Origin of the sequence: Pseudomonas sp. TWR2-1-1 (assembly GCF_049897045.1) — a bacterium.
GTDB lineage: Bacteria > Pseudomonadota > Gammaproteobacteria > Pseudomonadales > Pseudomonadaceae > Aquipseudomonas > Aquipseudomonas versuta.
In genome coordinates this window covers 681,333-695,700 of record NZ_JAFCVM010000001.1, presented here as the reverse complement: position 1 = coordinate 695,700, position 14,368 = coordinate 681,333, and the positions used below count along the sequence as shown (strand labels likewise).

General features: G+C 57.4%; 14 protein-coding genes. 5 read left to right on the top strand and 9 right to left on the bottom strand.

Annotated elements, in window-relative coordinates; all coding sequences use genetic code 11:
- Positions 1 to 240: 240 nt before the first annotated feature.
- From ACP7BO_RS03325 to ACP7BO_RS03315, 3 genes are read left to right on the top strand one after another with little or no spacing between them, the layout of a single operon-like run.
- Positions 241 to 1,656 (top strand): di-heme oxidoredictase family protein, encoded by a 1,416-nt coding sequence (locus ACP7BO_RS03325; protein ID WP_426208592.1) that lies wholly within the window; start codon positions 241 to 243, stop codon positions 1,654 to 1,656.
- 26 nt (positions 1,657 to 1,682) lie between these two features.
- Positions 1,683 to 2,747, top strand: coding sequence for an imelysin family protein (locus tag ACP7BO_RS03320; RefSeq protein ID WP_060690984.1), 1,065 nt, complete (start codon positions 1,683 to 1,685; stop codon positions 2,745 to 2,747).
- 14 nt (positions 2,748 to 2,761) lie between these two features.
- Positions 2,762 to 3,859, top strand: coding sequence for a DUF1513 domain-containing protein (locus ACP7BO_RS03315; protein WP_426208590.1), 1,098 nt, complete (start codon positions 2,762 to 2,764; stop codon positions 3,857 to 3,859).
- Between the two features lie 79 nt (positions 3,860 to 3,938).
- On the opposite strand, the gene ACP7BO_RS03310 is transcribed toward ACP7BO_RS03315, so the two are convergent.
- From ACP7BO_RS03310 to colR, 5 genes are all read right to left on the bottom strand, one after another.
- Positions 3,939 to 4,166: a hypothetical protein gene (locus ACP7BO_RS03310; protein WP_060690982.1), complete on the bottom strand. Its 228-nt coding sequence runs from the start codon at positions 4,164 to 4,166 to the stop codon at positions 3,939 to 3,941.
- A complete protein-coding gene (locus ACP7BO_RS03305; RefSeq protein ID WP_426208588.1) occupies positions 4,166 to 4,882 on the bottom strand; it encodes a lipopolysaccharide kinase InaA family protein in 717 nt (238 codons plus the stop codon). The genes ACP7BO_RS03310 and ACP7BO_RS03305 overlap by 1 nt, the downstream gene beginning before the upstream one ends.
- Positions 4,883 to 4,885: 3 nt before the next feature.
- Entirely contained in the window at positions 4,886 to 5,566 is a 681-nt protein-coding gene (locus ACP7BO_RS03300) for a class I SAM-dependent methyltransferase (protein ID WP_397455920.1), read from the bottom strand.
- A gap of 200 nt (positions 5,567 to 5,766) precedes the next feature.
- Positions 5,767 to 7,047: a sensor histidine kinase gene (locus ACP7BO_RS03295; RefSeq protein WP_060690979.1), complete on the bottom strand. Its 1,281-nt coding sequence runs from the start codon at positions 7,045 to 7,047 to the stop codon at positions 5,767 to 5,769.
- Entirely contained in the window at positions 7,037 to 7,720 is a 684-nt protein-coding gene (gene colR, locus ACP7BO_RS03290) for a two-component system response regulator ColR (protein WP_060690978.1), read from the bottom strand. Before colR ends, ACP7BO_RS03295 begins: the two co-directional genes overlap by 11 nt.
- A 203-nt stretch (positions 7,721 to 7,923) precedes the next feature.
- Between colR and ACP7BO_RS03285 the strand changes: the two genes are divergently transcribed.
- Complete coding sequence (locus tag ACP7BO_RS03285) at positions 7,924 to 9,873, top strand: LTA synthase family protein (protein WP_426208585.1); 1,950 nt, start codon at positions 7,924 to 7,926, stop codon at positions 9,871 to 9,873.
- 125 nt (positions 9,874 to 9,998) lie between these two features.
- Here the strand turns inward: ACP7BO_RS03285 and groL are convergent, their stop codons facing one another.
- From groL to ACP7BO_RS03265, 4 genes are all read right to left on the bottom strand, one after another.
- Complete coding sequence (gene groL / locus ACP7BO_RS03280; RefSeq protein WP_426208583.1) at positions 9,999 to 11,642, bottom strand: chaperonin GroEL; 1,644 nt, start codon at positions 11,640 to 11,642, stop codon at positions 9,999 to 10,001.
- 49 nt (positions 11,643 to 11,691) lie between these two features.
- Complete coding sequence (locus ACP7BO_RS03275) at positions 11,692 to 11,985, bottom strand: co-chaperone GroES (RefSeq protein WP_003442977.1); 294 nt, start codon at positions 11,983 to 11,985, stop codon at positions 11,692 to 11,694.
- Between the two features lie 242 nt (positions 11,986 to 12,227).
- The gene (locus tag ACP7BO_RS03270) at positions 12,228 to 12,701 is read right to left on the bottom strand and encodes an FxsA family protein (protein WP_060690975.1); all 474 of its coding nucleotides are present in this window, start codon (positions 12,699 to 12,701) and stop codon (positions 12,228 to 12,230) included.
- 71 nt (positions 12,702 to 12,772) lie between these two features.
- Complete coding sequence (locus ACP7BO_RS03265; RefSeq protein WP_426208580.1) at positions 12,773 to 13,498, bottom strand: HugZ family protein; 726 nt, start codon at positions 13,496 to 13,498, stop codon at positions 12,773 to 12,775.
- A gap of 99 nt (positions 13,499 to 13,597) precedes the next feature.
- Here ACP7BO_RS03265 and ACP7BO_RS03260 point away from each other — a divergent pair, with 99 nt between their 5' ends.
- The gene (locus tag ACP7BO_RS03260; protein ID WP_397455916.1) at positions 13,598 to 14,356 is read left to right on the top strand and encodes an SDR family oxidoreductase; all 759 of its coding nucleotides are present in this window, start codon (positions 13,598 to 13,600) and stop codon (positions 14,354 to 14,356) included.
- The last annotated feature ends 12 nt before the right edge of the window (positions 14,357 to 14,368 follow it).

The following is a 14,368-nucleotide window of genomic DNA, read 5'->3' as shown; positions in this document are numbered from 1 at the left end:
CGAGCTTGCTCGCGAGCTTTTTATCGAGCTCATATAGATGGGCGAGTAAACGCAACGTTCTTGAAAAGCTCGCGAGCAAGCTCGCTCCTACAGGGTCGGGGGAACTCCCCTCAACCCTGGAATCTTGCGCACCGACGCACACCTGTTCCAAATCAAACCAAATGCTAATCCCTCTTATTTCAATTCACCTTCCCTGATAAACTTTGCGCCCTCGATTTTGCTCGCTGAACTGGACGCTTGATGCCTTTGTTGCCTCTTCGCCTGTCTCTGCTGCTATTGGCCCTGGGCCTTGGCGGCTGTGATGATGCCCCGCGTTTTACCAAACCAGAGCCCGGCGAAGCCCGCTCCGGCGGGGATGCGACAGTGCGTAAAAGCGACCGGAATGCGTTCTCCATGCCCTCTGCCAATCTGTCGCCAAGCCGGCGTCTGGATTTCAGCGTCGGCAACAGCTTCTTTCGCAGCCCGTGGGTCATCGCCCCCTCTACCACCACCGCGCGTGATGGTCTGGGCCCGCTGTTCAACACCAATGCTTGCCAGAACTGCCATATCAAGGACGGGCGCGGCCACCCGCCAGCGCCTGACGCCATCAATTCGGTATCCATGCTGATACGCCTGTCGATTCCCGACCAGCCCGCCTATGCCAGGCTGATCGAGCAAACCGGGATCGTCCCGGAACCCGTTTATGGCGGCCAGTTGCAGGACATGGCCGTGCCCGGCGTTGCCCCCGAGGGCAAGGTACGGGTCGATTACCAACCGGTCCTTGTACAGTTCAAGGACGGCACTGAAGTCGAGTTGCGCAAACCGACGCTGCAAATCACCCAGCCGGGGTATGGCCCGATGCACCCGGATACGCGTTTCTCGGCACGGATTGCACCGCCGATGATTGGCCTGGGTCTGCTTGAGGCCATCCCCGAAGAGGCGATTCTGGCCAATGCCAACAAAGGCAAGGGCATCGCCGGACATCCGAACCGGGTTTGGGATGACGTACAACAAAAAACTGTTCTGGGGCGTTTTGGCTGGAAAGCCGGCCAACCGAATCTCAATCAACAAAACGTTCACGCCTTTTCTGGTGATATGGGGCTCACCACGTCCCTGAGACCGTTTGATGATTGCACCGCGGCCCAAACTGACTGTCTTCAAGCTCCCAACGGCAATGGCCCGGATGGCGAGCCCGAGGTCAGTGACAACATCCTGCGCCTGGTCGAGTTCTATACCCGTAACCTTGCCGTGCCTGCGCGACGCAATGTCGGTTCGCCCCAGGTGCTGGCCGGCAAAAACCTGTTTTATCAGGCAGGCTGTGCGTCGTGCCATACGCCGACGTTTACCACCTCGCCCAATGCCGCCGAACCCGAACTGGCCAATCAGGTGATTCATCCTTACAGCGATCTGTTGCTCCATGACATGGGCGACGGTCTGGCCGACAATCGCACCGAGTTCGCCGCCTCTGGCCGCGACTGGCGTACGCCGCCACTGTGGGGTATTGGTTTGACGCAAACAGTCAGTGGTCACACCCAGTTTTTGCACGATGGACGTGCCCGCAACCTGCTCGAAGCTGTGCTGTGGCACGGTGGTGAGGCCGAACCGGCCAGGCAGCAGGTGCTGCAATTCAATGCCGGGCAGCGCGCTGCGCTGCTGGCGTTCCTGAACTCTCTTTAACGCCTTACAAGATCGGGGACCCCGACATGTTTCGACCCAAGCTTTTGTTCACCAGCCTTGCGGCAATCGCCCTGGCCGCATGCTCGCCACAAGACCCGCAAGCCGTCACCTCGGCTGCGATTGCCAAACAAGTGATTTTGCCGACCTACAGCCGTTGGGTCGAAGCTGACCGCCAACTGGCGGTCAGCGCTCTGGCCTTCTGTCAGGGCAAGGAAACACTGGAAACCGCCAAGGCTGACTTCCTGCACGCACAAAAGGCCTGGGCCGAGCTGCAACCCTTGCTGATCGGTCCGCTGGCCGAGGGCAACCGCTCGTGGCAGGTACAGTTCTGGCCGGACAAGAAAAACCTGGTCGGCCGTCAGGTTGAGCAACTGGTAGTTGCCCAGCCCCAGATCGATGCCGATGCACTGGCCAAGTCCAGCGTGGTGGTACAAGGCCTGTCGGCCTACGAATACATTCTGTTCGACAGCAATATCGACCTCGCTGACGCTGCGCAAAAAGCCCGTTATTGCCCGCTGCTGAGCGCAATTGGCGAGCGCCAGAAACAATTGGCCGAAGAGATTCTGGCCAGCTGGAACAGCACGGACGGCATGCTCGCGCAAATGACCAAGTTCCCGAACCAGCGCTATGCCGACTCCCACGAGGCCATTGCTGATTTGTTGCGGGTACAGGTCACGGCACTCGACACCCTGAAGAAAAAACTCGGCACGCCCATGGGTCGCCAGAGCAAGGGTATCGCCCAGCCATTCCAGGCGGATGCATGGCGCAGCCAGTCTTCGCTGCAAAGCCTGGCGGCCAGCCTCGCGGCCGCACAGACCGTCTGGGTCGGTGTCGACAACAAAGGCCTGCGTGGCTTGTTGCCCGCTGATCAAAAGCCGTTGGCCGACAAGATCGACGCGGCCTATGCCGCTTCTCTGAAGCTGTTCAATGACAACCAGCGTTCGCTCAATGACATGCTGGCTGACGACGCCGGTCGTGCCCAACTGAACGCCATCTACGACAGCCTGAACGTGGTTCACCGCCTGCACGAAGGCGAACTGGCCAAGGCGCTGGGCATTCAGCTGGGCTTTAACGCCAACGACGGCGATTGATGAACGAGGGGTCGATGATGCGCAGGCAAGCTCTCAAGCTCGGTGGATTACTACTGAGCGCCGTCACGCTAGGCGGCTGGTCACTGTTTAAACAAAAAGGCCAGAGCCCGCTGCTGCTAAGTGCACGCGACGATGTGGACGGCAATCACTTTGCCGTCGGCTACCGTCTGGATGGCACCCTGGTGTTCAGCACCCGGGTCGGTCAGCGCTGCCATGACATCATCAATCACCCTTCGCTGCCTGTTGCGCTGTTTGTGGCACGACGCCCCGGCACCGAGAGCTACCTCATCAGCCTTGCGGACGGCCAGCTGCTGCAAACCCTGAAGTCGCAGCCCAATCGGCATTTTTATGGCCACGCGGTGATCCACAAGGACGGCGAATGGCTATACACCACTGAAAATGACACTACCGATCCGGGGCGTGGTTTGCTGGGGGTTTATCGCTTTGAAGGCGAGCGCCTGATTCACAGCGGGGAAATCCCTACCCATGGCGTTGGCCCGCATCAGGTGTCGTGGATGCCCGACGGCGAGACGCTGGTGGTGGCTAACGGCGGCATTCGTACAGAAGCCGAAAGTCGGGTCGAGATGAATCTCAATGCGATGGAGCCCAGTCTGGTCCTGATGCAGCGCGACGGGAGCTTGCTGAGCAAAGAAACCTTGAGCCAGCAGATGAACAGCGTGCGTCATCTCGCGATTGCCACCGACGGCACCATCGTTGCCTGTCAGCAATTTATGGGCGACGCCCACACATTGTCCGAGTTACTGGCGATCAAGCGGCCAGGTCAGCCATTCGAGCCTTTCCCGGTGGCGGAGCAGCAACTGCGTGCCATGGGCCATTACACGGCCAGTGTGGCGGTGCATAGCACCTTGCGGCTGGTCGCACTGACAGCGCCACGGGGAAACCGGTTCTTTGTCTGGGATCTGGACAGCGGTGACTTGCGGCTGGATGCGCCACTGCCCGACTGTGCGGGAGTTGCGGCCGTGAAAGATGGCTTTGTAGTTACGTCCGGCCAAGGCCGTTGCCGTTTCTATGATTGCCGCCAGAGTGAACTGACAGCCACGCCGCTGGATTTGCCATCGGGGCTGTGGGACAACCATTTGCATGTGATGTAAACCTGCCGATTGCCGCTGGGGCAGGCCCCCGAAAGATCTTGGGGGGCTTGGCCATGCCTGCAGCAACAATTCGAAAACTTCACCCCTGAGACTTCATTCCCTGGGTCATACCAAACATGAACAGCAACAGGTCGTGATCCGGCGTTGCTGCTCGGGATACTTTCGCAACGCGCGGCAGCGGGCAACTGTCCCCCCCGCCTGCTCCGCTCAATACCTGAGTAACAGGCTGCTCCCATGCGGCCAGCGCCACGGAAGCAATGGCCAGAGCGCCCAGTAAAAACAAACCTCGTGCTATTTCTCGCTTCATCACCGTAACCCTTTGATGGCGCTGCCAAACACCTTCTCGTAAAAGTAGATCAATTTGCTCCATTCAGCGGCGCTCCACGACGAATGGCGACGCAGTTGCTTGAGATCGTGCGAAGCAGCTTTGTGTTGAGTCAGGCGTTGTCGGCTTTTTTCAAGGTCAAGCAGCGCTACATCGACCTTTGCACTTTCACCGCTCCCGATGACACGCACAAAGACGTGTTTGGGGTACAGACAACCATGCTGCCAACGCCCCAGGTGCATGCGCGCCAAGGTCCGGGCAATGGTTTCAAGCACCCGCTCATGGATCGCTTCACCATGGCGCTCGTGCTCACCGGCGGCGTACCAGCTGTCAATTTCAACAAAACCGTCCAGGGCTGCGGTTACCAGCAGTGCCCGCCATTGCTTGTCCGCCCCCTGTTTAGCCCCGCAGTAAACCAGTTCCGGTACACCTACCGATAAACGGTTCATGGCCAGCAGCGCATCGCGCTCACGCAATACCGTCGGCCGACCCAGCGGGTATCGCCAGCTGCGATAAATATGGCCCACCTGGCGTTTGGCATAGAGCAAGCGTCCACTGGCATCTTGAATTCGCTGCACACCACTCTCACCGCCACGACGCTGATTCGGCTCTTCAACCCACTCGCCTTGCTGCTGCCAGTAGTACTCAAAGCGGTCTTCAGTTGCAGCTTGGGGTGGAGATACAAATTCAACGGCCATGGGTTACCTCTTACGTAATATGTAAACCCGCCACATTGCATACAGCGGGATAAAATCCAAATGATTCTGAATCGTGAAACCGGCTTTTCTAAACTCGGCTTCAACAGTCACAGCCGGTAACACAAAGCGATTTTGGTAACCGTCTGACCCGCCATCCGCTTCACGCTGAAGTTGCAGGCGCTTGCGTTTCCAGGCTTTGAAGTTGCCATCGACCCATAACGAGACAATCACGCTGTCTCGGCTGACACGATGAAACTCCCGTAATAAAGCCATCCGGTGACTTGCATCACCAATGTGGTGCAGCAGGCGCATGCTGAAAATACTGTCGACCGCGTTATCTGGCAGATCGATATCAAATGCAGATGTCTGCAAGCGCCGTACCCGTTTGACCACTTTCTCGGGCTGTGCCAGCGATGCCACTTGCAGCATGGATGCAGAGTAATCCGCACCAATTATTTCGCGGTTGGTCTTTTCGGCCAGCAACGGCCAGAAACGCCCTGCACCACAAGGCAGATCCAGTACCAGGCCCGGCTCGCCGGCCAATGCCAGGGCCTTGCGCGCCAACTGCTCATCACGCTTGTGCGACAGGCGTCGGGCGAGCCCGTCCTGATGTTTTTCCAGGTACTGGGCGGCGTGCTGCTGATCGTACTTTTCAGAAAACTTGAGTTTGATTGTGGAGCTCATGACGGCTCTCCTGAAGCTGGTAAGCGCTACCTTAATCAGGAGAACGTATGCATCAGGTCATCAGCGGGTGAAAATTTCGTGCCATGCCCCGAGCAAACGTTACAGGGTTTTACAGACCGCGAATGATGGCTCTGGGCCACTTTAATGACTAAACCCGAAAAGGGAAATGGCCTGCAGAACGCAGGCCATGGCAAGACGTATCAGATATCTGCCGGATTCAATTCAACGTGAAAGCGGCAACCGTTAGGTTCCATGGTGGTCAGTGTTACGCGCCAGCCCTGGCTGTCACAGATCCGTTGCACTAGGGACAGCCCCAGGCCCAAACCTTCTCCGCGTTTTTCGCTGCCTCGTACAAAAGGCTGGAACATGGCCTGGCGTTTTTCTTCGGGGATCCCTACACCGCTGTCTTCCACCACAAATCCGGTGGGTTCAAGGCTCAGCCGGATAAATCCGGTGTCGGTGTAGTGCAGGGCATTTCGCAGCAGGTTGCCCATGACGGCGTGCAGGAAGGTCGCGTTATAGAGCGTATCCAGTGGATGCCCCGGATCGTAGATCAGGGTCAGGCCTTTGGCTTCAATGGGGCCGCGCCACAAACTGATCAGGCCTTCGGCCACGGTAGTGAGGGTAACTTTGGGCGACATGCTGGCGTCTTCGTGCTGCGCCCTGGCCAGCATCAGGAAGGTCTGCACCAATTCGCGCATTTCTTCACAGGCGCGCGAGATTCGCTCGACTTGCGAGCGGCTGCGCGGGTCCAGCGCCGGATTTTCCAGCAGAAGTTCGCAGGAACTGGCCAAGACCATCAGGGGGGTACGCAACTCATGGCTCACGTCACTGGTGAACAGCCGCTCCCGGGTCAGGGTGTCGCGCAGACGTCCCAGCGTCGCGTCGAACGCCACCGCCAACTCGCCCACTTCATCGGCCGCGTAGTCCGGAGCCAGAGGCGGAGCCAGGCCCAACAACTGATCACGATGTCGTACTTGACGCGCCAGACGCACCACGGGGGCCATTACCCGACGGGCCAGGATCCAGCCTAAAAAGACCGCCAGAGCCAATGCCAGTACAAAGCCGACCACGACCACGGCAAACAACACGCGCTCACGTTCTTCAAAATCACTTTGGTCTTGCAGCAGCACATAGCGCCGACCATCGACCACTTCAACCATGGCGTGATACGACAGCTGGTCGCGAAACACTTCATGAAAGCCCGGATCAAGATGGCGCAAGTCTTTGGGTAGAGCGAAATCGCCGCGCCCGCCACTGTAATAAAACAGCTGGTCAGGCTCGGGACGATGGTTCCAGTCGGCAATGTTGTCCATCAGCAGCAGACGCTGCAGGTCACCGCCCAGGCCCGCTGAAATGAGTTTTTCTTCAACCAGGTGAACGGTGGCGACAATGCCCAGGGCGAACGTCCCCGCCACCAGCGCACTCATCAGGGCAAAGGCAATGATGATCCGCTGGGCAAGGCTTTGCTTAAACTCCATCACGGCTCTCGGCGAGGCGGTAGCCCACACCATGTACGGTTTGCAATAAAGGCTTGTCGAACGGTTTGTCGATCACTTGACGCAACTGATGGACGTGACTGCGCAAGCTGTCGCTATCAGGACAGTCGTCCCCCCACAATGCCTCTTCCAGCACTTCGCGGCGCAACACGTGAGGACTTTTCTGCATTAATACGGCCAACAACTTGAGGCCCACCGGATTGAGCTTGAGCAAACGCCCTTCGCGGGTCACTTCAAGGGTGTCGAGGTCGTATTTCAGATCGCCCACTTGCAGCTCGCGTCGCCCGCCGCCTTGAGCGCGGCGCAATACGGCTTCAATGCGTGCCGCCAGTTCCGACAATGCAAAAGGTTTGAGCAGGTAGTCATCCGCGCCGGACTTGAAACCCTGAAGGCGGTCGTCCAGCTGGTCACGGGCGGTCAACATGATCACCGGGGTGTCGCGTCGAGCATCTTCGCGCAAGCGCTTGCACAGGGTGTAACCGTCAATGCCGGGCAACATGATATCGAGCACGATCAGGTCGTAATGCTCTGTAGCCGCCAGGTGCAGACCTGACAAACCGTCCTGCGCACAGTCAACGGTATAGCCTTTAAGCCCCAGGTAGTCCGCCAGATTGGCAAGGATATCGCGGTTGTCTTCAACCAGTAGAATTCGCATGGGCACTTTCTCCGTACGCAGTTACGGCCGTCTTGGCCCGCGCAGCTTAAGTCTTAGCACGACCGAGAGCCAGCGCCGCAAGGCCAACACTCTATTTAGTTAAAAAACGCCCAAATCTGACATTTTTTTTACTAACGGTTCACAAAGCCAATACAGTGGCGCCCGCACACTCACGCCCCCCACGGGTTTAAGGAAAAACACTAATGCGTTTGCTGTACACCGCGCCAATGCGCTATCTGCTCCTGTTGACTGGCTGCTGGCTGGCGACCTTTTTAATCACCCGAGGCGTTTTACTGTTCACCCATCTGGGCGAGGCCGGTAATAGCTGGTTGCCGGTGTTTGGCATTGGTCTGCTCTACGACCTGGGCTTTTTGACCTACGCCGCCTTGCCGCTGGGCTTGTATTTACTGCTGTGCCCGCCCGCCCTGTGGCGTCGTCCTGGTCATCGCTGGTTCCTGCAAGGCCTGCTGACCGTGAGCCTGTTCGCCATGCTGTTCACCGCAGTGGCCGAATTCCTGTTCTGGGACGAGTTCGGTGTGCGCTTTAACTTTATCGCCGTGGATTACCTGGTTTACTCCGATGAAGTCCTGAACAACGTGCTCGAGTCGTATCCGATCGGCCTGTTGCTCAGTGCCATCGGCGTGGCTGCCATTGTTCTGAGTGTTGCCCTGCGCAAACCGTTCAACGCCGCCATGAACGCACCGCTGCCGACCTTTCGCGGGCGCCTGGCCACCTTCGCCGGGTTGCTGCTGGTTGCGGGTTTGAGCCTGCAAGTACTTGATCAGGATGGCCCGCGCGGCCAGGGCGGCAACGCCTATCAGCATGAGCTGGCGAGCAACGGCCCTTATCAGTTCTTCGCTGCCTTTCGTAACAACGAACTGGATTACCAGCAGTTCTACGCCAGCCTGCCTGCCGACGTGGTGGCCAAACAGTTGCGCGCCGAGCTGACAGAGCCAAATGCAACGTTTGTCGGCAAGGACCCGCTGGATATCCGTCGCAACATCGACAACCCGGGTACTGCGCGCCAGCCAAACATCGTGCTGGTGACCATTGAAAGCCTGAGCGGCAAGTATCTGGGCAGCAACGGTGACGGCCGCAACCTGACGCCGAACCTGGATCAGTTGCGTAAAGAGAGCCTGTACTTCAATAACTTCTATGCCACCGGTACCCGCACCGATCGGGGCCTCGAAGCAATTACCCTGGCCATTCCTCCTACGCCGGGCCGCTCCATCGTCAAGCGTATCGGTCGCGAAAGCGGCTTTGCCAGCCTTGGCCAGCAACTCAATGCAGTGGGCTATGACAGCGTGTTCGTCTACGGCGGGCGCGGTTATTTCGACAACATGAACGCATTCTTTAGTGGCAACGGTTACCGCGTTGTTGACCAAAGCAGCGTGAATGAAGCCGATATCCACTTCAAAAATGCGTGGGGCATGGCTGACGAAGACCTGTACCGCGAAACCCTGAAGCTGGCCGATGCCGATTACGCCCAGCAAAAGCCTTTTTTGCTGCAGTTGATGACCACCTCGAACCATCGTCCCTACACCTATCCGGAAGGCCGAATCGACATCAAGTCGGGTAATGGTCGCGACGGTGCGGTGAAGTACACCGATTACGCCATCGGCCAGTTCCTCAAAGATGCGCGCCAAAAGCCGTGGTTCGACAACACGATCTTCATTTTCGTGGCTGACCACACGGCTGGCAGCGCCGGCAAGGAAGACTTGCCGATCGCCAACTACCAGATCCCGTTGTTTATCTATGCGCCAAAACTGATCGAAGCCCGCGAGAGTGCACAACTGGCCAGCCAGATCGACCTGGCGCCGACCTTGCTCGGCTTGCTGAACATGGATTACCAGTCGACCTTCTTTGGCCGCAACCTGCTGCAGGAAAACCCTCTGCCACCGCGCGTGGTCGTGGGCAACTATCAGCACCTGGGCTTGTTTGATGGTAAGGACCTGGCGATTCTGAGCCCGCGTCAGGGCCTGCGTCGTCACGACGAAGCACTGACTGCCAGTATTGAATCCCGCGTTCCGGCCACCGATGCATTGATTGAACGGGCGATCACCTACTACCAGGTCGCCAGCTACGGCTACAAGCAGCAGTTGCTGAGCTGGAAACCGCTAGTCGAAGCACCGGTGCAGATTACGCAGAAGTAACCCACCCTTGTTTGTAGGAGCGAGCCTCAAAAGCTCGCTCCTACAGAGTTTCATGTTTCTTCAGACACAAAAAAGCCCCGCCTGATTACTCAGGCGGGGCTTTTGCGTTTCGGGGTAAAGCCGGCTTACATCATGCCGCCCATACCACCCATGCCGCCCATGTCTGGCATACCGCCGCCAGCTGCCTTGTCGTCCTGGATCTCAGCGATCATCGCCTCGGTGGTGATCATCAGGCTGGCAATCGAAGAAGCTGCCTGCAGAGCCGAACGAGTCACTTTGGCCGGGTCAAGGATACCCATTTCGATCATGTCGCCGTATTCGCCAGTGGCAGCGTTGTAACCGTAGTTACCTGTGCCCTGCTTCACTTTGTCGACAACTACGCTTGGCTCGTCGCCGGAGTTGGCAACGATCTGGCGCAGAGGTGCTTCAACAGCACGACGCAGCAGAGCAATACCGACGTTCTGATCAGCGTTGTCGCCTTTCAGGTCAGCGATTGCTTGCAGAGCGCGAACCAGTGCCACGCCACCGCCAGGTACCACGCCTTCTTCAACGGCTGCACGGGTAGCGTGCAGGGCGTCTTCAACGCGGGCTTTCTTCTCTTTCATTTCAACTTCGGAACCAGCGCCAACCTTGATCACTGCAACGCCGCCGGACAGTTTGGCCAGACGCTCTTGCAGTTTTTCACGGTCGTAGTCGGACGAAGTGTCAGCTACCTGGGCACGGATCTGAGTCACGCGAGCCTGGATGTCTGCTTCAACGCCAGCACCGTCGATAACGGTGGTGTTTTCTTTGGTCACGGTTACGCGCTTGGCATTACCCAGGTGTTCCAGGGTAGCGCTTTCCAGGCTCAGGCCGATCTCTTCGGAGATAACGGTACCGCCAGTCAGAACAGCGATGTCCTGCAGCATTGCCTTGCGACGGTCACCAAAGCCAGGTGCTTTGACAGCAACTACTTTAACGATACCGCGCATGTTGTTCACAACCAGAGTCGCCAGGGCTTCGCCTTCAACGTCTTCGGAAACGATCAGCAGCGGACGACCGGCTTTGGCAACAGCTTCCAGAACTGGCAGCAGTTCACGGATGTTGGAGATCTTTTTGTCTACCAGCAGGATCAGCGGACCGTCGAGCTCGGCAGTCATGGTCTCTGGCTTGTTGACGAAGTACGGGGACAGGTAGCCACGGTCAAACTGCATGCCTTCAACAACAGACAGTTCGTTTTCCAGGCCCGAGCCTTCTTCAACAGTGATCACGCCTTCTTTACCGACTTTTTCCATGGCTTCGGCAATGATGTCGCCGATGGAGCTGTCGGAGTTGGCAGAGATGGTACCTACCTGAGCGATTGCCTTGCTGTCAGCGCATGGCTTGGCCAGGGACTTCAGCTCTTTGACAATGGCGATGGTCGCCTTGTCGATACCGCGCTTGAGGTCCATCGGGTTCATGCCGGCAGCGACGGCTTTCAGGCCTTCGTTGACGATCGACTGAGCCAGAACGGTTGCAGTGGTAGTACCGTCACCGGCGTCATCGTTTGCACGGGAAGCAACGTCTTTAACCAGCTGCGCGCCCATGTTTTCGAAACGATCTTTGAGTTCGATTTCTTTGGCTACAGAAACGCCGTCCTTGGTGATGGTCGGAGCGCCGAAGCTTTTCTCGATGATCACGTTACGGCCTTTAGGGCCAAGGGTCGCTTTAACTGCGTCAGCCAGGACGTTTACACCGGCGAGCATTTTTTTGCGGGCGGAATCGCCAAATTTAACTTCTTTAGCAGCCATGTTCGTTCTTCCTTAAATACTTTGTAGTAACGGGAAAAGGAGCGGTAAATCAGCCTTCGATTACAGCGAGAATCTCGTTCTCAGCCATAACCAGCAGGTCTTCGCCGTCGACTTTTACAGTGTTGCTGCCGGAGTAAGGGCCGAACACAACCTTGTCACCCACTTTCACAGCCAGCGCACGTACTTCACCGTTGTCCAGAACGCGACCAGTACCAACGGCAATGATTTCACCGCTGTTGGCTTTTTCGGCAGCTGAACCCGGCAGAACGATACCGCCAGCGGTTTTCTTTTCTTCTTCGCTGCGACGGATTACGACGCGGTCATGCAGAGGACGAAGCTTCATTGTCGATCTCTCCTAATTGTGGTGTTCATCGGCCGATGTTTATACCGACGGGGTTTGCAAGTCCGGAAATGCCGGGTGCGATTCGCTTAAAGGTACCTGCTGTTGCCAGCAAAACCCTGCGGTGTCCGTTACATAAGGGCGTATCAACTGATTACAAGGGCACGCCGCCGAATTTTTTAGCCCTGTGTAACGCCAGAAAACAAACACGGCACCCTGGGTGCCGTGTGGAAAACGTTAAAACCTTACTTGTCGCGATGTTCGAACTCGCCTTCAATCACGTTCGGCTCTCGACCCAAAGGCTGATGAGTACCCGGTCGGCTGGCCGCCGCAAAATCATCGGCAAATGCACGCTGACGAATGGCCTGCTCTTCTGCCCGCTTGCGCAGACGGTTGACCAGAAAACGACGCACGGGCGGGAACAGCAGCAACAGACCCGCGATATCACTGATAAAGCCCGGAAGCACCATCAGACCGCCACCCAGGGCCAGCATCAGGCCTTCAAGCATTTGCTGAGCCGGCAGCTCGCCGCGACTCAGGCTTTCACGCGCCCGCAGAGCCGTGGCCAGGCCGGCAACACGTACCACCAGAACTCCGAGCATGGAGCCGGCAATGATCAGCAGCAACGCAGGGAAAAACCCGATAGCGGTGCTGACCTTGAAAAAGACATACAGCTCTAGCACTGGAAACAACAGAAAGAGCAATAGAAAAGCGCGCATCGAATGATTCCTCTCCGGAAGAATATCTTCCAACCCAGCTTAGATGACGGCGCGCCTTCCTGAATTCAAGGCTATGCCGTCTGTTTTTTCGGCCATTGCTGCGCGCGAGCCAGAAAAACCAGGGCTTCGCGTACTTGTGTCGAAGTATTGCAGGTCTGCGCAAAACCCAGCCAGTAAAGGCCGTCGCCTATACGCAAGTGCATGCCTTCACTGTCGATACCGACCATCCGGGCAGGCTCCGTCACGGGTAAACCGGCCAGCTCGACGTAATGCGCAATGGCGCTGGCATGATCACTGTTCATGTGCTCAATCATTCGTTGCTCGGCGTCTCCGGCAAACGGGTTGGGCAACGTGACCTGATCGAGCCAGTGAATGGCGCCAAACCCACCGATATAACGATGGCGAACCGGTTTCAGCACCCAAAAATCGAAATCATGGGCGGTGTCATAGCTGCGCGATTCGGGGAAGTAGCGGTAATAGCGCTCGGCGGCGGCGTCAATGGCCGCAGTCTCGGTCAATTGCTCGGCTTCAGCCAGGTATGTCAGGCGGCCAACCGCCTGAACATCTTCGGCACCACGCTCGCCCACCATCAGCGAGCACTTGGGGTCCTTGCGCAAGTTGTGGGTGTGCTGGGCAATCCGGCTGATCAGAATCAGTGGCCGCCCCTGCTCATCCAGGCAATAAGGAACCACTGAACCGAAGGGAAAACCCGGCATGGCTTTGGAGTGCGTGGACAAAGCTCCACGGTATTCCTTGAGCAGTAATTCTCGGGCATGCTTGGCAGCTTCAACGCTCAACTTATGACTCCTTAATAAAAAATCCGTCGAAACGGACGAGTTCAGGGCGCATTTCAAAGGCCTGCAAGGACTCTCTCTGAATTGCTGCCGAGGGCTGTTATGCAACTGAAAGACAAAGTAATCATTATCACTGGCGGTTGCCAAGGACTAGGTCGGGCCATGGCCGAGTATCTGGCGGCCAGGGGCGCCAGACTGGCACTGGTTGACCTGAATCCGGAAAAACTCGAACTAGCCGTAGCCGCTTGCCAGGCTCATGGCGTTGAGGCCCGGGCGTATCTGTGCAATGTCGCGGATGAGGAGCAGGTTACCCAGACTGTGGCCCAGATTGCAGATGATTTTGGCGCCATTAATGGCCTGATCAATAACGCCGGCATTTTGCGCGACGGGCTGCTGCTGAAGGTCAAGGACGGCGTTATGACCAAGATGAGCCTTGCGCAATGGCAAGCCGTGATCGACGTCAATCTGACCGGTGTTTTCCTGTGCACCCGTGAGGTGGCGGCAAAGATGATCGAGCTGAACCAGCAGGGCGCGATCATCAATATTTCGTCCATATCGCGCGCAGGCAACGTCGGGCAAACCAATTACTCGGCGGCCAAGGCCGGGGTAGCGGCTGCGACCGTCACCTGGGCCAAGGAACTGGCGCGTTACGGAATTCGCGTTGCCGGGATTGCTCCCGGGTTCATCGAAACAGAAATGACCCTGGGCATGAAACCCGAAGCTCTTGAAAAGATGACTGCCGGCATTCCGCTCAAGCGCATGGGCAAAGTCGAAGAAATCGCCCATTCGGCGGCGTACATTTTAGAGAATGACTACTACAGCGGGCGGATTCTGGAGCTTGATGGCGGGCTACGGATCTAACCGGCCCGCTCT